Origin of the sequence: Pantoea rwandensis, from assembly GCF_000759475.1 — a bacterium.
Taxonomy (GTDB): Bacteria; Pseudomonadota; Gammaproteobacteria; order Enterobacterales; family Enterobacteriaceae; genus Pantoea; species Pantoea rwandensis_B.
On the sequence record NZ_CP009454.1, the window covers coordinates 565,617 to 589,452 of the forward strand.

At 54.0% G+C, this 23,836-nt stretch carries 20 protein-coding genes; 8 read left to right on the top strand and 12 right to left on the bottom strand.

Annotated features, from left to right (window positions below; translation table 11 throughout):
* Window positions 1-237: 237 nt before the first annotated feature.
* On the bottom strand, window positions 238-876 hold the full coding sequence (gene yihA, locus LH22_RS02485) for a ribosome biogenesis GTP-binding protein YihA/YsxC (protein ID WP_038644003.1): 639 nt from the start codon (window positions 874-876) through the stop codon (window positions 238-240).
* A 550-nt stretch (window positions 877-1,426) separates the two neighbouring features.
* On the opposite strand from yihA, the gene yihI reads away from it, so the two are divergent.
* Together yihI and hemN are read left to right on the top strand one after the other, a co-directional pair.
* Window positions 1,427-1,948 (top strand): Der GTPase-activating protein YihI, encoded by a 522-nt coding sequence (yihI, locus tag LH22_RS02490; protein ID WP_038644005.1) that lies wholly within the window; start codon window positions 1,427-1,429, stop codon window positions 1,946-1,948.
* Between the two features lie 235 nt (window positions 1,949-2,183).
* Entirely contained in the window at window positions 2,184-3,557 is a 1,374-nt protein-coding gene (hemN, locus tag LH22_RS02495) for an oxygen-independent coproporphyrinogen III oxidase (protein WP_038644006.1), read from the top strand.
* Window positions 3,558-3,592: 35 nt separating this feature from the next.
* Here hemN and glnG read toward each other — a convergent pair whose 3' ends face one another.
* The 3 genes from glnG to glnA all read right to left on the bottom strand — a co-directional run bounded on the left by glnG (window position 3,593) and on the right by glnA (window position 7,655).
* Window positions 3,593-5,002, bottom strand: coding sequence for a nitrogen regulation protein NR(I) (glnG, locus tag LH22_RS02500; RefSeq protein WP_034823905.1), 1,410 nt, complete (start codon window positions 5,000-5,002; stop codon window positions 3,593-3,595).
* A gap of 7 nt (window positions 5,003-5,009) precedes the next feature.
* Window positions 5,010-6,059, bottom strand: coding sequence for a nitrogen regulation protein NR(II) (gene glnL, locus LH22_RS02505; RefSeq protein WP_034823903.1), 1,050 nt, complete (start codon window positions 6,057-6,059; stop codon window positions 5,010-5,012).
* Between the two features lie 186 nt (window positions 6,060-6,245).
* Window positions 6,246-7,655, bottom strand: coding sequence for a glutamate--ammonia ligase (gene glnA, locus LH22_RS02510; RefSeq protein WP_034823901.1), 1,410 nt, complete (start codon window positions 7,653-7,655; stop codon window positions 6,246-6,248).
* A 440-nt stretch (window positions 7,656-8,095) separates the two neighbouring features.
* Between glnA and typA the strand changes: the two genes are divergently transcribed.
* From typA to fabY, 5 genes are all read left to right on the top strand, one after another.
* Window positions 8,096-9,916 (top strand): ribosome-dependent GTPase TypA, encoded by a 1,821-nt coding sequence (typA, locus tag LH22_RS02515; protein WP_034823899.1) that lies wholly within the window; start codon window positions 8,096-8,098, stop codon window positions 9,914-9,916.
* 183 nt (window positions 9,917-10,099) lie between these two features.
* Complete coding sequence (gene yihX, locus LH22_RS02520) at window positions 10,100-10,696, top strand: glucose-1-phosphatase (RefSeq protein ID WP_038644008.1); 597 nt, start codon at window positions 10,100-10,102, stop codon at window positions 10,694-10,696.
* Window positions 10,697-11,569 (top strand): virulence factor BrkB family protein, encoded by an 873-nt coding sequence (locus LH22_RS02525; protein ID WP_038644010.1) that lies wholly within the window; start codon window positions 10,697-10,699, stop codon window positions 11,567-11,569.
* Window positions 11,566-12,003, top strand: coding sequence for a D-aminoacyl-tRNA deacylase (gene dtd, locus LH22_RS02530; protein WP_038644012.1), 438 nt, complete (start codon window positions 11,566-11,568; stop codon window positions 12,001-12,003). The genes LH22_RS02525 and dtd overlap by 4 nt, the downstream gene beginning before the upstream one ends.
* A gap of 59 nt (window positions 12,004-12,062) precedes the next feature.
* Entirely contained in the window at window positions 12,063-13,010 is a 948-nt protein-coding gene (gene fabY, locus LH22_RS02535) for a fatty acid biosynthesis protein FabY (protein ID WP_038644013.1), read from the top strand.
* 129 nt (window positions 13,011-13,139) lie between these two features.
* On the opposite strand, the gene LH22_RS02540 is transcribed toward fabY, so the two are convergent.
* The 3 genes from LH22_RS02540 to LH22_RS02550 form a co-directional block, all read right to left on the bottom strand.
* On the bottom strand, window positions 13,140-14,819 hold the full coding sequence (locus tag LH22_RS02540) for an AsmA family protein (protein ID WP_038649774.1): 1,680 nt from the start codon (window positions 14,817-14,819) through the stop codon (window positions 13,140-13,142).
* A gap of 122 nt (window positions 14,820-14,941) precedes the next feature.
* Window positions 14,942-16,318, bottom strand: a complete 1,377-nt coding sequence (locus LH22_RS02545; protein ID WP_038644014.1) for a nucleobase:cation symporter-2 family protein — start codon at window positions 16,316-16,318, stop codon at window positions 14,942-14,944.
* A gap of 92 nt (window positions 16,319-16,410) precedes the next feature.
* Complete coding sequence (locus LH22_RS02550; RefSeq protein WP_038644016.1) at window positions 16,411-17,346, bottom strand: quinone oxidoreductase family protein; 936 nt, start codon at window positions 17,344-17,346, stop codon at window positions 16,411-16,413.
* 70 nt (window positions 17,347-17,416) lie between these two features.
* Here LH22_RS02550 and LH22_RS02555 point away from each other — a divergent pair, with 70 nt between their 5' ends.
* Entirely contained in the window at window positions 17,417-17,893 is a 477-nt protein-coding gene (locus LH22_RS02555; protein WP_038644017.1) for a MarR family winged helix-turn-helix transcriptional regulator, read from the top strand.
* Window positions 17,894-17,945: 52 nt separating this feature from the next.
* On the opposite strand, the gene recG is transcribed toward LH22_RS02555, so the two are convergent.
* Genes recG through gmk form a run of 5 tightly spaced genes read right to left on the bottom strand, consistent with a single transcriptional unit; the run spans window position 17,946 to window position 23,805 of the window.
* Window positions 17,946-20,024 carry an ATP-dependent DNA helicase RecG gene (gene recG / locus LH22_RS02560; protein WP_038644019.1) on the bottom strand — a complete coding sequence of 693 codons (2,079 nt, stop codon included), beginning with the start codon at window positions 20,022-20,024 and terminating at the stop codon, window positions 17,946-17,948.
* Window positions 20,021-20,716, bottom strand: coding sequence for a tRNA (guanosine(18)-2'-O)-methyltransferase TrmH (trmH, locus tag LH22_RS02565; RefSeq protein ID WP_034823857.1), 696 nt, complete (start codon window positions 20,714-20,716; stop codon window positions 20,021-20,023). The genes recG and trmH overlap by 4 nt, the downstream gene beginning before the upstream one ends.
* A 3-nt stretch (window positions 20,717-20,719) precedes the next feature.
* Window positions 20,720-22,828, bottom strand: a complete 2,109-nt coding sequence (gene spoT, locus LH22_RS02570) for a bifunctional GTP diphosphokinase/guanosine-3',5'-bis pyrophosphate 3'-pyrophosphohydrolase (RefSeq protein ID WP_038644020.1) — start codon at window positions 22,826-22,828, stop codon at window positions 20,720-20,722.
* A 20-nt stretch (window positions 22,829-22,848) separates the two neighbouring features.
* The gene (gene rpoZ, locus LH22_RS02575; protein WP_034823855.1) at window positions 22,849-23,124 is read right to left on the bottom strand and encodes a DNA-directed RNA polymerase subunit omega; all 276 of its coding nucleotides are present in this window, start codon (window positions 23,122-23,124) and stop codon (window positions 22,849-22,851) included.
* Between the two features lie 57 nt (window positions 23,125-23,181).
* Window positions 23,182-23,805, bottom strand: a complete 624-nt coding sequence (gene gmk, locus LH22_RS02580; protein WP_034823854.1) for a guanylate kinase — start codon at window positions 23,803-23,805, stop codon at window positions 23,182-23,184.
* Window positions 23,806-23,836: the final 31 nt, after the last annotated feature.

Sequence of the window (23,836 nt, forward strand, 5' to 3'; positions counted from 1 at the left end):
GAACCCGGTAAAAAAGATGTGGAATCCTGAAACTTAACAACAAAAAACCCTTTGTTGGTCAGGAAAAATCAGGTAAAGTTCATCGCGTAGGGTACAGAGGTAAGATGTTCTATCTTTCAGACCTTTTACTTCACGTAATCGGATTTGGCTGAATATTTAGCCGCCCCAGTCATTTATGACTGGGGCGTTTTTTATTGGGCTTTTTCTGAAAAGCGGGTCGTAAACCCGCGCTTCACATTACGCAGAAGGGGCTTCTTCATCTTCTTGCGCCGGTTCCAGTTCACTGAACCAGCTATCCAGTTTCTGACGAACAATATCAACGCCGATCTTCTTGAGTGATGAGAACATCTCAACCTGCACATCACCCATAAAGCCTAATGCTGCCTCACGCACCAGTTTGAGCTGCGCTTTACGTGCGCCAGATGCCAGCTTATCTGCCTTGGTTAACAGCACCAGTACAGGGATGCCGCTCTGGACTGCCCACTCAATCATATTCTGGTCGAGATCTTTCAGCGGATGGCGAATATCCATCAGCACCACCAGGCCTTTCAGTGCCTGGCGCTTCTGCAAATATTCAGACAACGCACGCTGCCATTTACGTTTCATCTCTTCCGGGACTTCGGCGTAGCCATAACCCGGTAAGTCGACCAGGGTTTTCCCCTCGACGACCTGAAACAGGTTGATGAGCTGAGTACGACCTGGCGTTTTACTGGTACGCGCAAGGCTTTTCTGGTTGGTGATGGTATTCAGCGCGCTGGATTTGCCTGCGTTAGAGCGTCCGGCAAACGCGACCTCAATGCCCGCATCTGCCGGTAAATGGCGAATATCCGGGGCGCTGAGCACGAAGTGGGTCATGTGATAATTCAAAGCAGACAAAGTAAAGCTCCAGCAAAGTGATTCGGTCAATTGGGCTGATTATACCTGTTATGGCGCAAAAGTGCCCGATAGCGTCTTAACGCGCCATTTTGTAAGAGATCGACGATAATTACTGCCAGCCATTACCGATTAATAGAATATTCACATGTTAGATAGTGTAATATTTTCAATAAGATAAATAGGTATTGAAAATTACCGCTCTAAATTAAAGACATGTCTCACTTGTTCATTTTACTGATTGGTCTACATTTGGTGTCAGTGCACGGCAGCACCCATCAGGATGATGCGCTCAGGAGTGTCGGGGATGACCAGGAGCATGGCAGGATGTGATTCAGGTATGAGTCGGACAAGGAAAAGGATTACTCGCAGGAGCGATGAGGCGAAGGAGCAACCGGGACGTTGAGAGCTGTAAAGGATTTATACCGTTATTCCTTCATTAGAAGGTGCGAAATAAGGCGATAGCATAGGCTATCGCCTTTTTTCTTTGTCATCTTTCTGCTAGATTTCGCCGCAATTCTATACTGAAGAAAAATCGCCGAGACCGGACACCATGAAGCAACCTGCACCAGCCCAGCGTGGCAAACCTGCTGCTAAAGCTAAACGCAAATCGCGTGAAGAACTGAACCAGGAAGCACGCGATCGTAAACGCGATAAAAAGCACAGCGGCCATAAAGCGGGCAGCCGTGCGAACCCGGAAACCAAAGGCGCTGGCAAAGGCCAGGGTCAGAAAAATGCCGATCCACGTACCGGCAGTAAAAATCCGGTTGCGCTGGTGGCCGATGGTAAAACCGTACCGGAGAAAAAGCCGGTAGCGAAAGCCAAGCCGAAAGCGGAAAAAGTTCGTCTGACGCCGGAAGAAGAGCTGGCGAAGCTGGAAAATGATGAACGTCTGGACACCTTACTGGATCGTCTGGAAAGTGGTGAGACACTCAGCGCTGAAGATCAGGCATGGCTCGATCAGACGTTGGATCGCATTGACGAACTGATGGAAACCCTCGGTATCGCGTTGGATGACGGTGCTGAAGATGAACAAGCCGAAGTCGATATGATGCGCTTGTTAAAAGGCAACTAAGTCATTTTTGATCGGCGTGCGCTTTTGCGCATGCCGCGCTAAACAGGTATTCGCTGATGCTTTGGCCTGGATCAATTTTAGCGCTGCTGCTGACATGTTATCTCCTGTGGTTATTGTTTAAACTTCGTCGCCTGTCGCGTCTGAAGTCGCGTTTACGCCGGCGTACGGCTCACCGCTATCTCTCCTCTTCTGCAACGCGACCCTCTCTCAAACGACGTCACCGTAAGGAGTGAGCATGTCATCGCAGCAGATTGAATGGGACCAGCGGCTGATTGAAAAATACAATTACGCGGGTCCGCGTTACACCTCATACCCCACTGCGCTGGAGTTCAATGAGAACTTTGGCGAGGCCAGCTTCCAGTCTGCGGTTGAACGCTATCCTCAACGCTCCCTGTCGCTGTATGTCCATATTCCGTTCTGCCATCGCCTCTGCTACTTCTGCGGCTGCAATAAGATTGTGACGCGCCAGCTGCACAAGGCCGATCGCTATCTGGATGTGCTGGAGCAGGAAATTCGCCAGCGTGCGCCGCTGTTTGCCGGACGCCGCGTCACGCACTTGCACTGGGGCGGTGGTACGCCAACCTTTCTCAATCAAGCTCAGGTCAGCCGGCTGGTGGCGCTGCTGCGTGGCCATTTTGATATTGCTGATGATGTTGAGATGTCTATCGAGGTCGATCCACGCGAAATTGAGCTGGAGATGATCGATCATCTGCGTGCTGAAGGTTTCAATCGCCTGAGTATGGGTGTGCAGGACTTTAATAAAGCGGTGCAGGAGCGCGTCAACCGCGTGCAGGATGAAGAGACTATCTTTGGGCTGGTTGAACGTGCGCGTGCGCGAGGGTTCCGCTCAGTGAGCCTGGATCTGATTTACGGCCTGCCGCTGCAGACGCCCGAAAGCTTTGCCTTCACTTTACAGCGAGTCATCGCGCTTAATCCCGATCGTCTCAGCGTATTCAATTACGCGCACATGCCGACGCTGTTTGCTGCACAACGCAAAATCAAAGATGAAGAGCTACCTGGTGCGGAACAGAAGCTGAAAATCCTGCAGCAAACCATTGGCACCTTGACCGATGCAGGCTATCAGTTCATCGGGATGGACCACTTTGCTAAACCGAATGATGAGCTGGCCATCGCGCAGCGTGCGGGTGAACTGCACCGCAATTTTCAGGGGTACACCACGCAAGGCGAAACCGAGCTGGTGGGATTCGGTGTCTCGGCGATCAGTATGCTGGGAGACAGTTATGCGCAGAACCAAAAAGAGCTAAAGGCTTACTATGCTAGCGTAGAGCAGAGTGGGAACGCGCTATGGCGTGGTTTGACACTGAGTGACGATGACTGCCTGCGCCGTGATGTCATCAAGACGTTGATCTGCAATTTCTCATTAGATTTTGCGGCAATTGAAGCGCAATGGCCCATCACTTTTGAAGCCTATTTTGCGGAAGATTTAGCGTTACTGGCGCCATTGATGGCAGATGGCTTGCTGGAACAGCGTGGTCGTCGCCTGCAGGTCACAGGAATTGGGCGTTTACTGATTCGCAATATTTGCATGTGCTTTGATCGCTATCTGCGTCAAAAGGCTCGCATGCAGCAGTTCTCGCGGGTGATATAAAAACCAGGGGAGCATCGCGCTCCCCTGGTTCTCACTTATTCCATTCCCAGCTCTTTCAGTTTACGCGTCAGAGTATTACGACCCCAACCCAGTAAACGTGCGGCTTCCTGCTTGTGACCCTGAGTGTGACGCAGAGCGGTGGTGAGCAGTGTGCGCTCCATCTCCGGCTGCGCTTCAGAGAGCAGGTTTTGATGACCGGAACGCAGCGCGCGGTCCGCCCATTGTGCCAGCAGGGTGGCCCAGCTGTCCGGCAGCGACTGCACCGGATTGTCCGGCGTGCTTGACTCAAACAGCTCTGGTGGCAGATCCTGAATCAACACTTCCTGGCCTGCAGCCATCACGGTTAGCCAGCGGCAGGTATTCTCCAGCTGGCGCACGTTACCGGACCAATGCAGACGCGTCAGCGCTGTTTCCGTCTCCGGATGCAGAATCTTCGCTTCAACACCCAACTCACGCGCGGCGACTTGCAGGAAGTAACGCGCCAGACGTGGGATATCCTCGCGACGTTCGCGCAATGGCGGCAAGTGCACACGAATCACGTTCAGGCGATGGAATAAATCCTCACGGAACTTGCCTTCCTGCACGCGCAGTTCGAGATTTTGGTGGGTTGCCGCGATAATACGCACATCCACTTTCACCGGTGCATAGCCGCCCACGCGATAGAACTGGCCATCGGCCAACACGCGCAGCAATCGGGTTTGCACGTCGAGCGGCATGTCACCTATTTCATCAAGAAACAGTGTACCCCCATCGGCCTGTTCAAAACGGCCCTGACGGATCTGATTCGCCCCGGTAAAGGCCCCTTTCTCATGCCCGAACAATTCGGATTCGATCAGGTCTTTCGGGATCGCCGCCATATTCAGCGCGATAAACGGTGATTTGGCACGCGGGCTGTGGCGATGCAGTGCATGCGCCACTAACTCTTTACCGGTACCCGATTCACCATTAATCAGCACGCTGATGGAAGATCGCGACAAACGGCCAATGATGCGAAACACATCCTGCATCGCCGGCGCTTCGCCGATGATGTCCGTAGTCGGGCCGCTCACCGGTTGATTACGCGGCTGCTGCTGCTCCTGATAATGGCTGATCGCACGTTCAACCAGTGCGACCGCTTCATCAATATCAAACGGCTTTGGCAGGTAATCGAACGCGCCTTGTTGATAAGCGCTGACGGCGGCATCAAGATCCGAATGCGCCGTCATAATGATGACCGGCAGCATCGGGTGACGCTGTTTAATCTGTTTCAGCAGCGCCAGCCCATCCATGCCTGGCATGCGAATATCTGATAACAATACATCTGGGGTTTTACTTGAGAGTGCATCCAGCACCTCATTGCCGCTGTCAAATGTCGCGCAGCTCAAACCGGCTCCAGTGAGCGCACGTTCAAGCACCCAGCGGATGGAGCTATCGTCATCGACGATCCAGACTATCCCTCGTTGCATAGAAACCTCACTGGCGAATAGGCAGGTAAACCGAGAATTCGGTGTGTCCTGGCCAACTGTTAAATTCTATTTTTCCTGAATGCTGATCGATCAGGCTGCGGGCGATGGAGAGACCTAAACCGGTTCCTCCTTCACGACCACTCACCATCGGATAGAACAGCGTGTCCTGTAGCTGAGCAGGAATCCCAGGGCCATCATCTTCAATATCGATACGCGCCACCAGCCGATAACGGGTGCCGTGCAGCGTCAGCTGAAACGCGGTACGGGTACGGATCACGATAGTGCCGCCTTCGTCACCCAGCGCCTGCAGTGCATTACGCACCACGTTGAGCAGCACCTGCTCAATCTGATCGGGATCGTGTGGCAGCTCGGGCAGGCTCGGGTCGTAATCACGCACCAGCGAGACATTGTCCGGTAACTCCATCGACACCAGATTGACCACGCGCTCCGCCACCTGATGAATGCTTTGTGTGACGTGCATACCGGGCTGTTGGGGCCCCAGTAAACGATCAACCAGATTACGCAGGCGGTCCGCCTGTTCGATAATAATCCGGGTGTATTCATGCAGCGAAGGATCGGGCAGAGCACGCGTTAATAACTGCGCGGCGCCGCGTAAACCTCCGAGCGGGTTTTTAATTTCATGCGCCAGTCCGCGCACTAAATCACGTGCGGCGACCTGCTGAGCATGTTGCAGCTGTTCCTGGCTGAGACGGCGTTGATTATCCATCGGCGCCATTTCCAGCAGGATAAGGCCATCGGGTAGACGCTGTGCGGTCAGCGACATAATGTGCGCGCGGCCATCGACCACTAGCGTCACTTCGCTGTCGGTAAAGCCCTGGCCTGCTCCAAGACTCTCGCTCATCACCTCAATATTCAGCGAAAAATAGCCGGTTAATTCCGGTAATGGCGTGCCGAACAATTTGCGTGAGCTTTGTGCCAGTAATTGCTGCGCTGCCGGATTGGCATAATGGATAACCAGATCGTTATCGACCAGCAAAATACTGTTGATTAGAGAGTTAAGAATCTGCCCCGCGTCGGGCAATGTGCCAGTTGCCATACAGCGTTCCTCTGCACTAAATTAGTGCATTATAGCCTTTTGGGACTGAAAACTATCATTCGAACGAAGAATTCGCGGTGAAAAAAGCCCATCCGGAGATGGGCTAAAGTTTCCACGGCAACAAAAAAACGTTCAGGTTATTTACGCCGCCAATAAGCGGCGTGAAATGCGCTGAAATTTTTTAAATTAAACGCTGTAGTACAGTTCGAACTCAACGGGGTGCGGAGTCATGCGCACGCGGTCAACTTCTGGCTTACGCAGTTCGATGTACGCGTCGATTGCGTCATCAGTGAACACGCCGCCACGGGTCAGGAACTCGCGGTCTTCGTTCAGTGCGTTCAGTGCTTCTTCCAGAGAGCCTGCAACTTTTGGAATCTCAGCTTCTTCTTCCGGAGGCAGGTCATACAGGTTTTTGTCCATCGCATCGCCAGGGTGGATTTTGTTGATAACACCATCAAGACCCGCCATCAGCAGCGCGGTGAAGGCCAGGTACGGGTTAGCCGCTGGATCCGGGAAGCGTGCTTCGATACGACGTGCTTTCGGGCTCGCAACCACTGGGATACGAATTGAAGCTGAACGGTTACGTGCTGAGTAAGCCAGCATAACAGGTGCTTCGTAACCCGGGACCAGACGCTTGTACGAGTTGGTGGTTGGGTTAGCCAGGGCGTTGATCGCTTTAGCGTGCTTGATGATACCGCCGATGTAGAACAGAGCAGTTTCAGACAGGCCGCCGTACTTGTCGCCAGAGAACAGGTTCACGCCGCCTTTTGACAGGGACATGTGGCAGTGCATACCAGAACCGTTATCGCCGAACATTGGCTTAGGCATGAAGGTTGCTGTTTTGCCGTACGCGTGAGCAACGTTGTGCACCACGTATTTGTAGATCTGAATTTCGTCAGCTTTTTTGGTCATGGTGTTGAAGCGGGTAGCCACTTCGTTCTGACCTGCTGTTGCAACTTCGTGGTGGTGAGCTTCAACCACCAGACCCATCTGCTCCATGGTCAGACACATAGCAGAACGGATGTCCTGAGCTGAGTCGACTGGTGGAACCGGGAAGTAACCGCCTTTCAGACCTGGACGGTGACCTTTGTTTCCGCCTTCGTATTCTTTACCGGTGTTCCATGCGGCTTCGATATCATCGATAGCGACGTGTGAACCTGAAGTAGAAGAACCGAAACGGATGTCATCGAACAGGAAGAACTCTGGCTCAGGTCCAAACAGCACGGTATCCGCGATGCCTGAAGAACGCAGGAACTCTTCTGCACGTTTAGCAATGGAGCGTGGGTCACGGTCGTAGCCCTGCAGCGTGCCTGGCTCGAGGATGTCACAACGGATGATCAGCGTTGGATCTTCGAAGAACGGATCCATAACCGCAGTGGTCGCATCCGGCATCAGCACCATGTCTGATTCGTTAATGCCTTTCCAGCCACCGATGGATGAGCCATCGAACATTTTGCCTTCTTCGAAGAAGTCAGCGTTAACCTGGTGAGCAGGGATAGTAACGTGCTGTTCTTTACCTTTGGTATCGGTAAAACGCAGGTCAACAAACTTAACTTCGTGCTCGTTCATCATCGAGAGGACGTGTTCAGCGGACATACTTAAACTCTCCTGGAAATGGTCATAATCGTCATGGTGAGAGAACTTCGTTGCCTGGAATGTGTCACGCTTACTGACCACCCCTAACCAAGATCTCGGCAAGCTCTTTTCAACCGTTGTATAACTGTCGTTTTCGCTTGAAAGATATAAAGCGAATTCTGTGCCAACTTTATTACAATGGTAAAAATGGCGCTGTGACGCGCTCTTTCGTGAGTCGGTCACTGCACCAGTATGGATGATTCGCACTAATTTGGTGCTTCACAGATCAATTATCGCCCCAAAAAGGTGCAAAATCCCATCGCAGTGCAGATTAATGCACCGTTATTGGTGCTAAAAAACAGCACTAAGAGAAACTTTAAGGGAATACTGTGATCATGTTCAGTCTTTCGCTTAATCCGTGTACAATACCGCGTTATTTCTATAATGCCTGAGGCAAAGCTGTGATCGAAAATTTGCGTAACATCGCCATCATCGCGCACGTTGACCATGGTAAGACCACCCTGGTTGACAAGCTGTTACAACAGTCCGGTACTTTTGATGCTCGTACCGAAGCGACTGAGCGCGTAATGGACTCCAACGATTTGGAGAAAGAGCGTGGGATTACCATCCTCGCAAAAAACACCGCCATCAAATGGAACGACTACCGTATCAACATCGTTGATACCCCAGGACACGCCGATTTCGGTGGTGAAGTGGAACGTGTTATGTCCATGGTGGACTCGGTGCTTCTGGTTGTAGATGCGATGGATGGCCCTATGCCGCAAACCCGCTTCGTAACCAAAAAAGCCTTTGCTCATGGTTTGAAGCCGATTGTAGTCATCAACAAAGTTGACCGTCCGGGCGCGCGTCCTGATTGGGTTGTTGATCAGGTGTTTGACCTGTTCGTTAACCTCGACGCGACTGACGAGCAGCTGGACTTCCCTATCATTTATGCGTCAGCGCTGAATGGTATCGCCGGTCTGGATCACAACGACATGGCAGACGACATGACCCCGCTGTACCAGGCGATTGTGGATCGTGTTTCTCCACCACAGGTTGAAGTTGAAGCCCCACTGCAGATGCAGATCTCGCAGCTGGACTACAACAACTACCTGGGCGTTATCGGCATTGGCCGCATCAAGCGCGGTAAAATCAAGCCGAACCAGCAAGTCACTATCATAGATAGCGAAGGCAAAACCCGTAACGGTAAAGTCGGTAAAGTACTGGGCCATCTGGGTCTGGAACGTATCGAGAGCGCCGAGGCTGAAGCAGGCGATATCATCGCTGTGACCGGTCTGGGCGAGCTGAACATCTCTGACACCATCTGCGACACGCAGAAGGTTGAAGCGCTGCCAGCCCTGAGCGTCGATGAACCAACCGTTACCATGTTCTTTAACGTCAACACTTCACCTTTCTGCGGTAAAGAAGGTAAGTATGTGACTTCGCGCCAGATCCTGGAGCGTTTGAACAAAGAGCTGGTACACAACGTGGCACTGCGCGTTGAAGAAACCGAAGATTCAGACGCATTCCGTGTGTCTGGTCGTGGTGAGCTGCACTTGTCTGTTCTGATCGAGAACATGCGTCGTGAAGGTTTCGAGCTGGCGGTATCCCGTCCGAAAGTTATCTTCCGCGAATTCGAAGGCCGTAAACAAGAGCCATTCGAAAACGTGACCCTCGACATCGAAGAAACCCACCAGGGTTCAGTGATGCAGGCGATGGGTGAGCGTAAAGGCGATCTGAAAAACATGGATCCAGATGGCAAAGGCCGTGTACGTCTCGACTACATGATCCCAAGCCGTGGCCTGATCGGCTTCCGTAACGAATTCATGACCATGACTTCAGGTACCGGTCTGCTGTACTCCACCTTCAGCCACTATGACGATGTGCGTCCAGGCGAAGTGGGCCAGCGTCAGAACGGTGTACTGATCTCTAACGGCCAGGGTAAAGCAGTCGCATTCGCACTGTTCAGCCTGCAGGATCGCGGTAAGCTGTTCCTGGGTCACGGTGCTGAGGTTTATGAAGGCCAGATCATCGGTATTCACAGCCGTTCTAACGACCTGACAGTTAACTGCCTGACCGGTAAGAAACTGACCAACATGCGTGCGTCAGGTACTGACGAAGCGACCACTCTGGTTCCACCGCAGAAAATGACGCTGGAGCAGGCTATCGAGTTCATCGATGATGACGAACTGGTAGAAGTGACTCCGCAGTCAGTCCGTATTCGTAAACGTCACCTGACCGAGAACGACCGTAAGCGTGCGTCTCGCGGCGGTAAAGAGTAAGCGAAACAGTCTGATATTTAAGCCCCGCATCGCGGGGCTTTTTTGTGCCTGCAACCCGCTGCAACGCTCGCTTTGTGAAAGTTGTCCCCGATTCCAGAACGCTTATTTCCTCCTCATCGTACCTGTTCAGCAATGCTTTTTGCCGCTAGAGTGAATGATCCAGGGAATAGAAGGAGAGGCGTCATGCTGTACATCTTTGATTTAGGCAATGTGATTGTTGATATCGATTTTAATCGCGTGCTCGGCGTCTGGAGTGACCTGGGACGTGTGCCGCTGGCGACATTACAAAGTCGCTTCCAGATGGATGAAGCATTCGAGAAACACGAACGTGGTGAGATCAGCGATCCCGAGTTTGCGGCACGTATCTGTGATCAACTGGATATCGCCTTGAGCTATCCGCAATTCACCGCGGGCTGGCAGGCGGTGTTTGTCGGTGTGCGTCCGGAAACACTGGCGATCATGAACACACTGCGCGCTAATGGCGAGCGTGTGGTGATCCTGTCCAACACCAATCAGTTGCACTTTGAGTTCTGGCCAACGCAATATCCGGAAGTGCAACAGGCAGCCGATCACGTCTATATGTCGCAAGACATAGGCATGCGCAAGCCTGAGGCGCGTATCTATCAATATGTGCTTGAGCACGAAGGCTATACCGCCGATCAGGCGGTGTTCTTTGATGATAATCGCGCCAACATTGATGCGGCCCGCGCTCTGGGGATTGAGAGCGTGCTGGTGGAAGACGCGAAAACTGTGCCGGACTGGTTCGCGAGCCGTCGCTGAGTGGTAACACGTAACCATTTGCGCCATTCGGCGCACGCGTTTTTCCTGTGGGTCAAACTGCTGTGGCGACGCGTTGATGAAGACAACATGACGACGCAGGCCGGGAATCTGGCCTACGTCTCATTGCTGGCTTTGGTGCCGCTGATCGCCGTGGTGTTTGCGCTTTTTGCCGCTTTCCCGATGTTTTCGGAGATCAGCGTCCAGCTTAAACACTTCATCTTCAGCAATTTTATGCCGGCAGCCGGTGACGTTATCCAGCGCTACCTCGATCAGTTTGTGGCCAACGTCAATAAAATGACAGCGGTGGGGATTGTCGGATTGATCGTGACCGCGCTGTTGCTAATGCACTCGGTGGACAGCGCACTCAACGCGATCTGGCGCAGTACTAAACCACGGCCAATGGTTTACTCCTTTGCCGTCTACTGGATGATCCTGACGCTGGGCCCGATACTGGCCGGTGCCAGTCTGGCCATCAGCTCTTACTTGTTATCGCTGCGCTGGGTCAATGTCACTGGCGTGACCAGCCTTATCGATCAGGTACTACGAATCTTCCCTCTGGTGCTCGCTATCCTCGCGTTCTGGTTGCTCTATAGCATCGTCCCGACGCGCCGTGTGCCAACGCGTGATGCACTGATCGGTGCGATTGTCGCCGGGCTGCTGTTTGAGCTGGGCAAAAAAGGGTTTGCGCTCTATGTTACGATGTTCCCTTCGTATCAATTAATTTACGGCGTACTGGCAGTCATCCCGATTCTGTTTTTATGGGTTTACTGGACCTGGTGTATTGTGTTGTTAGGCGCGGAAATCACCGTCACCCTGGATGACTATCGCCAGCTAAAACAGCAGGAACGCGAAAAAGAACGAGAGGAAACATGATTGCTTTGATTCAGCGCGTCAGTCGCGCCAGCGTCGTGGTGGATGACGCGACGGTGGGTGAGATTGGCGCCGGTTTGCTGGTGTTGTTAGGGGTGGAGAAGGGCGATGACGAACAAAAGGCCCAGCGGTTGTCTGAACGTGTGCTGGGTTATCGCATCTTCGGTGATGAGAACGACAAAATGAACCTGAATGTACAGCAGGCCGGTGGCAGCGTGCTGGTGGTTTCGCAATTCACTCTTGCCGCCGACACCAACAAAGGCATGCGTCCCTCATTCTCAGGTGGTGCCGAACCGGCGGAAGCCGAACGTCTCTATTACCATTTCAGCGAGTGTTGCCGGGCACAGGGTGTGACCACGGCGAACGGTCGTTTTGCTGCCAACATGCAGGTTTCACTGGTGAATGATGGTCCAGTGACCTTCTGGTTGCAGGTGTGAGGTTTTCAGCCGAGCGGCCAGGGATCAGCCACGCAAGCTCCGAACGAGAGAATCACTTTATGTATCATCTTCGTGTGCCGCAAACGGCGGAAGAACTGGATACTTATTATCAGTTCCGCTGGGAAATGTTACGTAAGCCACTGCGTCAGCCGCAGGGCTCTGAGCGTGATGCCTGGGATGCGCTGGCGCATCATCAGATGGTGGTCGATGAGCAGGGCGATCCTGTTGCGGTTGGCCGTCTCTATATCAATGCGGAAAACGAAGCGGCCATCCGCTTCCTGGCCGTACACCCTTCAGTGCAGGGCAAAGGATTAGGGACGCTGGTGGCGATGACGCTGGAATCCGTTGCGCGTCAGGAAGGGGCGAAGCGTGTGACCTGTAGCGCGCGTGAAGACGCCGTGGAGTTCTTCGCCAAGCTGGGCTATGTCAATCAGGGTGAAATCACCGCGCCACAAACCACGCCGGTGCGCCATTTCCTGATGATCAAACCGGTGGTGACACTGGATGATATCCTGCACCGCGCTGACTGGTGTGGTCAGTTGCAGCAGGCCTGGTACGAGCATATTCCGCTCAGTGAGAAAATGGGCGTGCGCATTCTGCAATATACCGGGCAGAAGTTCGTTACTACCATGCCAGAAACCGGCAACCAGAACCCGCACCACACGTTATTCGCTGGCAGCTTGTTCTCACTGGCTACGCTCACAGGCTGGGGGCTGATTTGGCTATTACTGCGCGAGCGGCATCTCGGCGGCACTATCATCCTTGCCGATGCTCATATTCGTTACAGTAAGCCCATTAGTGGACGTCCGGGTGCGATTGCCGACCTGGGATCACTGAGTGGCGACCTTGACCGTCTGGCGCGTGGTCGTAAAGCGCGCGTGCAGATGGAAGTGGAACTGTTTGGTGATGATGAGCTGGGTGCGGTGTTTGAAGGGGTTTATATCGTACTGCCAGCCGATGCAGATGGTGCATTAGAAGAGGGTGGCTCGGGTGCACGCATTAATTAATGCGTGCAGATTACGTTGTAGCCATCTTCAACCTCAATCGGTAGCAGCGTGAAGAATGGCGCATCGGTGAGCGACAGGGTGTCGCTACTGATACGCGGCATTCCTCGCACCGCTGCCTTTTCTGAAAACCTATTGAACCTGACCCGCATGCATCGTCTGCTGCACCGATTGCGTATCGGTGGTCACTGACACATTCCCCTCAACGCTTTGGCGCAATGGCGCGGCAGCACTCAATGAACCTTTCACCTGCAGCAAAAGATTACTGTTGCCGCTAAGAGGCAATGCAGGCCAGCCCCAGTTTTGCAACACATTGGCTGGCACCGCCTGACCTTTGAGATTCAGTGTCAATGGGCGCTGTGCATCCTGCCCAACGCTCGCGGTGCCCTCCAGCAAACCATTGCCGTTAAAGGCGCTCATTTCTGTCACCTGAATTTGCTGATCGTTAGCATTAAAGGCAATGGAAGGATGGCGCAGATCGGTGCGATTAAACGTTGCTTCCGCCGCGTTAAAGCTCGCTTTACCGCCCCAGATTCCCCACTGATGCTGGCGTGCCAGTAGCAGGTTATCGGCGTTACCATCCAGCGCGGTCATCTGGAATGGGAAAGCAGGGTTGATGTCGATCACCAGATTTCGATTGGCCGTAGCGTGTGTCACCAGCACGCTATCCAGCCATGATGGCAATGCTTGCTGCCAGCGATCGCGCCAGTTCTGCGGTAAGGTATATTCCAGCCCGGCAATAGCTAAATCATTCAGCGTCAGGCGTTTATCGCTGCGCGTCCAGTTGCCGCTGGCACGGATCACGCCATTGGCCCAACGTGAACTGAACTGGGCCAACTCAATGCCCTGCGCCGAGAAGTTGGCATTCACAATCGGATCGTTAAGCTCAAAGCCACCATTAATGAAGTTACCGGCATTCATCGACAGTGAGCCATCATCGCTTTGCCAGTCATCTCCACGCAGCGTGATGTTCTTCAGGGTTAAATCGAGGTCGGTGACAGCCCAATCCGGCCCTTGCAGTCGCGCATCGGTCATATCCAGGCGATTGATGCTCACTGACGGCACGTCGCGCAGCGGATTGAGGAAATCACTCAGATTTTGATGGGTCTGCAGGCGGATATCATTAAGACGTAGCTGATCAATCTTCCAGTTACCCTGCGTGTCGCGCTCGGCGTTGCCGGTCATCGAACCACGCGCGAGATCGGCCCCAATATTGCTGAATATCATGCGGTGCTGCTTCACACTTCCCTGCAGCAGCACATTGTTGCCCGGAACACCATTCAGCGTCAGCTTGCCCGCACTCATCTGGAACTGTGCATCGCTGCCCAGCATATCCGTCGGGGTCGGTTTCCACGGGATAATTCCGCCATTAACCCGTTCAGCGATCATCGGCAGCATGCTGTGCGGGCTATCAATGCGCACGTTATTCAGTTGCAGGCGATTGGCCTGGATAGGCAGCGTGGTATCGGGCGTCTGATTCGCGAGGTTAATCTCGCCATCACGCACGTCGATGCTATCAAAATGCAGCCAGTCACTGAATTGCACCAGTGCCAGTCCGAGGTCGACGCGCTTGGCCACCAACACCGCTGGCTGACCATCGTGCCCAAAGCTGAAATCATCCAGCATGATGTGCGAGGGAGAAGAGAAGTTATGCTCAATCTTGCTGAGGGAGAGATGCCAGGCGGTCTTGTCACTTACCCAACGGCTAAACCAACCTGCGCCCCACTGTGTCTGCAGCAAGACATACAGGACAACCAGCCCCAGCAGAATCAGCAGCAGTAAGGTAAGGAAAAACTTGCCTAAAAATTTCATCGCATCCATCCATCCCGATATTTATCCGGTAAGAGGTTGTTATGCCTGAATTACCGTTACAGCTCAACAGCCTGGATGTAAAAGCGGATAAATAACAGGCAGGCCGCAGCCTGCCTTAAGGATTACTTTTCCTGTGGAAAGACGAGGTTAAGCACGATTGCGGTGATACCACCGGCAGCAATGCCTGAGGAGAGCAGGGTTTTCAGCCAGTCCGGGGCGAATTGCAGAATCAGCGGTTGCTGTGAAACACCCAGGCCAACGGCCAGCGACAGTGCGATGATCATAATGGCGCGGCGGTTCAGCGGCTCGCGCGAAACGATGCGTACACCCGATGCCGCAATCGTGCCAAACATCACGATGGTGGCTCCACCCAGCACTGGCTCAGGAATGTGCTGCACAAAACCACTCACCGCCGGGAACAGGCCGAGCACAATCAGCATCAGCGCCACGACAAAACCCACATAACGGCTGGCAACGCCGGTCAGCTGAATCACGCCGTTGTTCTGCCCGAAGCAGGAGTTCGGAAACGTATTGAACAATGCGGATACAAATGAGTTGAGGCCGTTAGCCAGCACGCCGCCTTTCAAGCGCTTTATATACAGCGGACCACTCACCGGTTGTTCTGACACATCCGAGGTGGCAGTAATATCGCCAATGGTTTCCAGTGAGGTCACCATAAACACCAGCATCAGCGGGATCAACAGGTTCCAGTCAAAACCGAGGCCGTAATATAGCGGTGTTGGCACCGCCACCAGTGGTTGATCGGCGGGCGCGCTGGTGGCAGGTAACATATCCAGCGCCCATGCCAATCCGTAACCGACAGCCATGGCGATCACCAGTGAGGCCACACGCAGGTAGGGATTGCGCTGACGGTTAAGCAGGATAATCACCACTAATACCGCGCCAGCCAGCAGCAGATTTTTTGGCGCGCCGAAAGAGTGATCGCTCATTGCCGCGAAGCCGCCGCCAATCGAGGTCAGGCCAACCTGAATCAGTGACAGGCCAATAATCATCACCACAATGCCGGAAACCAGCGGTGTAATAATACGACGAGCCAGATGCAGGACGCGTGACAGCACCATTTCGGTACAGGAGGCCACCATCAACGTACCGAACAGCGCGGCCATCATGGTCGGGACATCGGCACCGCCATTTTTCAGCGCCATGCCGCCCATAATCAGCGGTGTCACAAAGTTAAAGCTGGTGCCTTGAATCGACAGTAAACCAGAACCGACTGGTCCCCAGGTTTTGATTTGCAGGATTGAAGCCACACCCGATGCAAACAGCGACATGCTGATAATGTGTTGCGTATCCTGAGCCGGTAAACCCAGCGCCTGGCAAATCAATAGCGCAGGAGTGATGACCGCGACAAACATCGCCAGCAGATGCTGACAGGCCGCAAAGAGGGTTTGCGGTAGCGGTGGACGGTCTTCGAGGCGGTAAATCAGTTCACTCTGTGGACGGGCTGACTGATGAGATTCAGCAGTATTAACGGACATGGTGCGCGTTCTCAATGACAACAAAGGGGCGATTTTAAACGGTTGCGGTGTGAAAGCAATCGTTTGCAATGCCCCTTTTCACTTGCATTGATTTAAAGCGTAAACACGGTACGACTACGGCTATCATCTTCCTGCCAGGCCTGAGCCACTTCACTCAACGGACGCATCTGGAAAGCGACCGAAAAATCACTCTCTGCCGCGGCATTCAACATTTCGCTGATACAGGCAATCAGCTCCGCATCGGATACGCTACCCAGCCCGCTGCCCATTAATGTCAGACCGGATGAGCGCAACAGCTTGCTGTGCAGGGTGATCTCCTGGCCACTCAGCGAGCCGATTTGCACGAAGCGCACCGCTTTCTCTCCCCCCGCGACAGCCGCCTGCATGATATCAAGTGCACTCTGGCCCCACAGGTAATCCAGCACGATATCGATGCCTTCTTTCATCAGTGCAGGCAGTGCGCCGGGCAACTCATCCAGCGTCAGGGTGATGTCCGCGCCTTGGGCACGCAATTGATCCAGTACTTCACGATTGCGTCCGGTGGCGATGATTTTGCCTGCGCCAAGATGGCGAGCTATTCGCACTGCTAATCCACCTGAGGTGCCGGTGGCGCCATTGATCAACACGGTTTCACCCGGCTGCAACTGCGCCCGGCGCGTCAACGCTGCCCAGGAGGACATGCCCGGATTGGCGATGGCGGCAGCCAGCACCGGATCGAGCGAAGCGGGCAATGGCACAATGGCCGCGGCGGGAACCTGCGTTCTTTCCGCCATGCTGCCCCAGGGCGCATTAAAGGCGAGAAAATAGACCGGATCGCCATTGCTGAGCGTACCGGTACCGTCAATGCCGGTGATAAAAGGATAATGTGTGGTGGCGCTGTAGTGTTTGCCAGAAGCGCGTGCCTTCGCCAGTTGACTGACGGCAGCCGCTTTAACGCTGACAACCACATGCTGTTCATCGGCTTGTGGCTCGGGAAAATCACCGTAAACCGGCTGTTCGCCCGCTGTGGAAACGATAGCTGCTTTCATGCTTTCTCCTTCAGATAATCGGAAATTATGTGTAATATGCACACATTAGTTCTGCCTCGGGATAACGTCAATGAAAAGTGTGCAAAATACACATAATAATGCAGAGTTCGACGATCTGCATAATGCGCTGCTGATGATTGTGGGTACTTTTAATCGCCCGCAACGTGATGAATTACTAATAAAAGAGTCCAATATTCAACTCGATCGTGCGTTATTTCCGCTGCTGATCCAGATTGGCCGCTTTGGACCGATTGGCGTGGTGGAACTGGCAGAGCGCGCCGGACGCGATTACACCACCGTGAGCCGTCAGGTGGCAAAACTGGAAGAGCTGGGGTTAGCGCAACGGCAGAAAAATGCCAAAGACAAACGCGTCAACGAAGCAGTCATTACCGTCACTGGCAAAGCGATGACGGATAAAATCGATGCCGCACGGGCGCAGATTTATCAGCATCTGTTTGAGAACTGGCAGGATAGCGAGCGCACCGAGCTGGCGCGTCTGTTGCAGAAATTTGTCGGAGATTTTATGGCGATCGATCGTAGCGAGTAAGGGCGGGCATCGTGTCGTTTTGGCTCTTCAACACGCCGCCTTTTGCCCACTTTTAAGCGTTGCTGTAGCGCTCGGTCTCTGGCAACCAGCGTTCAATCAACGCCTGAGCCTGCTCTGGATAGTGCTGGTGGATATGGCGTGCCACGCGTTGCACTTCCGGGATCATGCCCTGATCGCGCAGTAAGTCTGCGACCTTAAACTCTGCATTACCGGTCTGACGCGTACCCAGTAATTCACCGGGACCGCGAATTTCCAGGTCGTGCTGAGCGATGACGAAGCCATCGTTGCTGTCGCGCAGTACCTGCAAACGCTTCTGCGCGGTTTTGCTGAGCGGCGCTTTGTACAGCAGCACGCAATGCGAGGCGACTGCACCACGGCCCACGCGGCCACGCAGCTGATGCAGCTGAGCCAGGCCCAAACGTTCCGGGTTTTCGATGATCATCAGGCTGGCGTTGGGCACGTCTACCCCGACTTCAATCACCGTCGTTGCGACCAGTAACTGAATCTCGTTGGCTTTGAAGGCCGCCATCACCGCCTGTTTCTCTGCCGGTTTCATGCGGCCATGCACCAGCCCAACCTGCAAGCCAGGCAGCGCGAGTTTCAACTCTTCCCAGGTGGCTTCCGCCGCTTGTGCTTCCAGTACATCTGACTCTTCAATCAGCGTACAGACCCAGTAAGCCTGGCGACCTTCATGGCAGGCGTTTTTCACCCGCTCAATAATATCGCCGCGGCGACTGTCAGGAATGGCCACCGTGGTGACCGGTGTGCGGCCAGGCGGTAATTCGTCGATGGTGGAGGTGTCGAGATCGGCATAGGCGGTCATCGCCAGGGTACGCGGAATCGGTGTGGCGGTCATAATCAGCTGATGCGGATGGAAACCCTGCTCTTCACCTTTTTCCCACAGCGCAAGCCGTTGATGAACGCCGAAGCGGTGTTGCTCATCAATGATCACCAGCGCCATGCCGTTGTATTTCACCTGTTCCTGGAACAGCGCATGCGTGCCGACCACCATCGCTACCTGCCCGCTGGCAATCGCTTCCTGCTGGGCTTCACGTGCTTTGCCTTTTTGCTTACCAGCCAGCCAACCCACTTCAATACCCAGCGGCGCAAACCACTGGCGGAAATTGTTGGCATGCTGCTCGGCCAGCAGTTCAGTCGGCGCCATCAGCGCCACCTGTTTGCCATGCGCGATGACATCAAGCGCCGCCAGCGCAGCGACCAGCGTTTTGCCCGATCCGACATCACCCTGCACCAGACGCATCATCGGGAAGTCGTTGGCTAAATCGCGCTCGATCTCCTCAACCACGCGTTTTTGCGCACCGGTGGGTGAGAAGGGCAGCGCGGCCAGCAATTGATTCACCAGATTATGCTTAGCAGGCATCGGCAACGCATGATGACGTTGAGCACCGGCACGAACCGCCAGCATGCTGAGGTTGTGCGCCAGCAGCTCTTCAAGGATTAAGCGCTTTTGTGCGGGATGGCGACCAGTTTCCAGTTCGCTCAGACGTAAATCGGGCGGCGGACGATGCAGCGTGCGCAGGGCATCCGGCAAACTCATCAAGCCACCGCTCAGTTCTGACGGCAGCAATTCGGCAATCGGGCAGCTTTCCAGCAACGTCAGCGCTTGATCGGTGAGATTGCGCAGCGTGGCCTGACGAATGCCTTCAGTGGTGGGATAGACCGGTGTCAGGGTTTCCTGTAGCTCGACGCCGCCCTGTTCGCCCTGCACGCGATACTCGGGATGAATAATTTCAGCACCGCGCTGGCCACGTTTGATTTCGCCATAAGCGGTGACGCGGCGGCCTGGCGCCAGACTGTTTTTCATCCCGGCATTGAAATTGAAGAAGCGCATGGTCAGCATGCCGCTGCCATCACTGATCTGGCACACCAGCATGCGGCGGCGGCCAAACGTGATCTCACTGTGCAGCACTTCACCTTCCACCGTGGACCAGACGCCCGGCAGCAGGTCATTAATCTTGTAGAGTTGGGTGCGATCTTCGTAGCGCAGCGGCAGATGCAGCAGCAAATCCTGAATGGTGAACAGGCTGAGTTTAGCCAGTTTTCCCGCCTGACTGGCGCCGACGCCGGTCAGGGTACTGAGCGGTATGGCATCCAGCAGACGACCTTTCATTTTTTACCTGTGGATTGCATGGTGGCCCACCAGTCGGCATCGGCTTCCACCTCGCCCTGGGCGTTGATATGCGGATAAGGCAGACCTTTTTGCTTCGCCACGCGCGCAAGCACAGGATAACCGCCTTCAAACAGCAAACGCTGCTGTTCATCGGCATCAAGCAGGCTGTGCTGACGTTTGTACATGCCCGCGTTCTGCCGTTGACGCTGCGCTTCATACAGAATCAGCGCGGAGGCAACGGACACGTTGAGCGACTGCACCATGCCGACCATGGGCACAATGATGTCCTGATCGGCGAGCGCCAGCGCTTCAGCGGTGATGCCGGTTTTTTCCTGCCCCATCAGAATGCAGGTTGGTTTGGTGTAATCAATCTCGCGGAAATCCACCGCATTGGCCGACAGATTGGTGGCCAGCACCTGCATGCCTTGATCTTTCAGGTGACGCACGGCTTCCGCGATATGACGATGCGTCTGCACTTTCACCCAACTGTTGCTGCCCGCTGAAGCGGATACCATGGTGCGCATGCGCACGCTAGGCCAGACGGCGTGCACTTCATGGATGCCGACCGCGTCAGCAGTACGAATCACCGCCGAGACATTATGCGGCTTATGGACCTGCTCCATGCAGACGGTGAGGTCGTGCTGGCGCATGGCCAGCATTTCCTGGATACGAGCAAAACGTTGAGCGTTCATGCACTAATTACGGTTACGGTGAACTTTAATCACATCTGGCATCACGCGGATTTTACGCATAATGTTGGCCAGATGGACGCGATCGTTCGCGGTGAGGCGGATAAAGGCGCTGTAAACACGGCCGTCGCGCTCTTCCGTGTTAAGACTTTGGATGTTGGATCCCGCGGTGTTGATCGCCGCCGTCAGGTTCGCCAGTGCGCCCTGATGGTTGAACATATCCACCTTAATTTCCGCAACGAACTCCTGATCGATAACTTTATCCCACTCAACCGGCATAAACTTCTCGGGCTCTTTCTGATAGCCACGGATGTTACGACAGGATTCGTGGTGCACCACCAGGCCTTTGCCCGGGCTGACGTGCGCAACAATCGGATCGCCAGGAATCGGGCGACAGCACTTGGCAAAGGTAATCAATACGCCATCAGCACCTTTGATCGGCAGCTTTTTGCGTTTGCTGTTGCTTTGCGGCTGTTCAGCACCCGACTGCAGCAGGTTTTTCGCCACGACCACGCTCATGGCGTTGCCGAGGCCGATCTCTGCCAGCAGATCGTCAATGCTGGCCAGCTTCATGCGTTCCAGCTCGTGCTGGATATTCTCCGCCGGAATTTCCGCCAGTTTTTTGCTGCCGCCGAGAGCATGGCTCAACAGGCGACGGCCAAGGTTAACGGAGTCTTCGCGTTTCAGGTTTTTCAGCAGCTGACGAATCTTGGCGCGCGCTTTTGAACTCACCACAAAGTTAAGCCACGCCGCATTCGGACGTGCGCCTGGCGCGGTGATAATTTCAATGGTTTGGCCGCTGGTTAGCGATTGCGACAGCGGATAAGGCTGGCGATCGACGCGGGCGCCGACACAGGCATGGCCAATATCGGTGTGCACGGCGTAAGCGAAGTCTACCGGCGTGGCGCCAGCAGGCAGTTCGACGATGCGTCCTTCCGGCGTGAAGACGTAGATCTCATCCGGGAAGAGATCGGATTTGACGCTCTCGATAAATTCAAACGAGCTACCGGCGCTTTGCTGCAGCTCCAGCAGGCTTTGCAGCCAGCGCTGGGCGCGAATCTGTGCGGTCGTGCCGCTTTCACCGGCCTCTTTATAAGCCCAGTGTGCCGCTACCCCCATCTCCGCCATCTGATCCATATCTTCGGTACGGATTTGCACTTCAACGGGCACGCCGTGCGGACCAATCATTGATGTATGCAGTGATTGATAGCCGTTGGCCTTGGGAATCGCGATGTAATCTTTGACGCGTCCAGGACGCGGTTTGTACAGGCTGTGCATCTGACCGAGCACGCGATAACAGGTATCCAGGTCTTTCACGATAACGCGAAAGGCATAAATATCCATGATCGAGTGGAATCGCTGCTCTTTCAGGTGCATTTTGCGGTAGATCGAATAGAGATGCTTCTCGCGACCACTCACACGGCAGGGAATGCCTGCTTCCTGTAAGCGCCCATCGATTTCAGAAAGGATCTTCTGAATCATCTCTTTACGATTACCGCGTGCCGCTTTCACCACCTCTTTTATCACGCGGAAACGATTTGGATAGAGGGCTTCAAAGCCGAGTTCTTCCAACTCTGTTTTCAGGTGATGAATACCAAGGCGGTGCGCCAGAGGACTGTAAATCTCCAGCGTTTCCAATGCGATACGACGTTTCTTATCCGGCCGTAACGCACCGAGCGTGCGCATATTGTGCGTGCGGTCAGCCAGCTTGATCAGAATGACGCGGATATCCTGCACCATCGCCATGATCATTTTGCGAAAGTTTTCAGCCTGCGCTTCTTTCTTGTCGCGGAACTTCAGCTTGTCGAGTTTCGACACGCCTTCCACCAGTTCGGCCACGCTTTTGCCAAACAGCTGTTCCATATCCTGGTAAGTGGCGGGTGTATCTTCGATCACGTCATGCAGCAGCGCTGCCATCAGCGTTTCATGGTCGAGTTTCATCTCGGCCAGAATGCAGGCAACGGCAACAGGATGGGTGATGTAAGGTTCACCGCTGGAGCGTGTCTGACCCTCGTGGGCATCACGCGCGACGAGATAAGCTTGCTTGAGGCGCTTGATTTGCTCCTCAGGCAAGTATTTTTCAATCAGTTGATTGAGGCTTTCAAACAGATACAAGGTTGACCTGCGAAGTGCTGTTAACGACGACCTTCAGCGATAGCGGTAACGGCTTGTAACTCAGCGGCTTCCTGCTCTTGCTGCTCCTGACGATCACGCACATCCAGAATCTGGGTGGTGATCAGGCCTTCTTCGATTTCGCGCAGGGCGATAACGGTGGCTTTATCGTTCTCTTCCGGAACCAGCGGATCTTTACCGCCTACCTGCATCTGACGTGCACGACGTGCAGCGACCAACACCAGGTCAAAACGGTTACCAATTTTCTCTACTGCGTCCTGAACGGTTACGCGTGCCATAGGTGTGCTACTCCACAGATGATGAAGAAATGACTGGGCATAATACTGAAAGTGACTTCAGACTGCCAATAGTTTGCTGATTAAAGCATCATGTCGCGATTTTTGGCGACTCATACGCAGACGTTCTGCGCGAATAATGTGTTTCAGGTCGGTCAGTGCCAGGTCGAAATCATCATTCACGATCAGATAATCGTATTCAGCGTAGTGACTCATTTCCGCCACGGCTTGAGCCATACGGCGGGCGATAACCTCTTCGCTATCCTGACCACGGCCACGCAGGCGACGATCTAACTCTTCAGTCGACGGCGGCAACACAAAAATGCTGCGTGCGGCAGGCATTTTCTGACGAATTTGCTGAGCACCTTGCCAGTCGATATCCAGAAATACATCGACACCGGTCGCCAGCACGCGCTCAATCGCGGCGCGCGAGGTACCGTAGTAATTGCCAAACACTTCCGCATGTTCGAGGAAGTCTTCAGCGGCAATCATGGTCTCAAATTCGGGCTTGGAGACAAAGAAATAGTGTTCACCATGAACTTCACCGGGACGCACGCCGCGAGTGGTATGGGAAACAGACACCTGCGTATCGTACAGCGGCTGTGTCTTCAATAAAGCCTGAATCAGACTGGATTTACCCGCGCCACTGGGGGCGGAAACAATATAAAGCGTGCCTTGAGCCATGGTTATCTTGAATTGAGTAAAGAGCGGAGTC

Coding starts and splice junctions, on each gene's coding strand:
- glnA (WP_034823901.1), bottom strand. CDS start 7,655: ATGTCCGCTGAACACGTCCTCTCGATGATGAACGAGCACGAAGTTAAG.
- yihX (WP_038644008.1), top strand. CDS start 10,100: ATGCTGTACATCTTTGATTTAGGCAATGTGATTGTTGATATCGATTTT.
- hemN (WP_038644006.1), top strand. CDS start 2,184: ATGTCATCGCAGCAGATTGAATGGGACCAGCGGCTGATTGAAAAATAC.
- gmk (WP_034823854.1), bottom strand. CDS start 23,805: ATGGCTCAAGGCACGCTTTATATTGTTTCCGCCCCCAGTGGCGCGGGT.
- LH22_RS02545 (WP_038644014.1), bottom strand. CDS start 16,318: ATGTCCGTTAATACTGCTGAATCTCATCAGTCAGCCCGTCCACAGAGT.
- LH22_RS02550 (WP_038644016.1), bottom strand. CDS start 17,346: ATGAAAGCAGCTATCGTTTCCACAGCGGGCGAACAGCCGGTTTACGGT.
- yihI (WP_038644005.1), top strand. CDS start 1,427: ATGAAGCAACCTGCACCAGCCCAGCGTGGCAAACCTGCTGCTAAAGCT.
- LH22_RS02555 (WP_038644017.1), top strand. CDS start 17,417: ATGAAAAGTGTGCAAAATACACATAATAATGCAGAGTTCGACGATCTG.
- trmH (WP_034823857.1), bottom strand. CDS start 20,716: ATGAACGCTCAACGTTTTGCTCGTATCCAGGAAATGCTGGCCATGCGC.
- glnL (WP_034823903.1), bottom strand. CDS start 6,059: ATGGCAACTGGCACATTGCCCGACGCGGGGCAGATTCTTAACTCTCTA.
- LH22_RS02540 (WP_038649774.1), bottom strand. CDS start 14,819: ATGAAATTTTTAGGCAAGTTTTTCCTTACCTTACTGCTGCTGATTCTG.
- dtd (WP_038644012.1), top strand. CDS start 11,566: ATGATTGCTTTGATTCAGCGCGTCAGTCGCGCCAGCGTCGTGGTGGAT.
- recG (WP_038644019.1), bottom strand. CDS start 20,024: ATGAAAGGTCGTCTGCTGGATGCCATACCGCTCAGTACCCTGACCGGC.
- rpoZ (WP_034823855.1), bottom strand. CDS start 23,124: ATGGCACGCGTAACCGTTCAGGACGCAGTAGAGAAAATTGGTAACCGT.
- fabY (WP_038644013.1), top strand. CDS start 12,063: ATGTATCATCTTCGTGTGCCGCAAACGGCGGAAGAACTGGATACTTAT.
- glnG (WP_034823905.1), bottom strand. CDS start 5,002: ATGCAACGAGGGATAGTCTGGATCGTCGATGACGATAGCTCCATCCGC.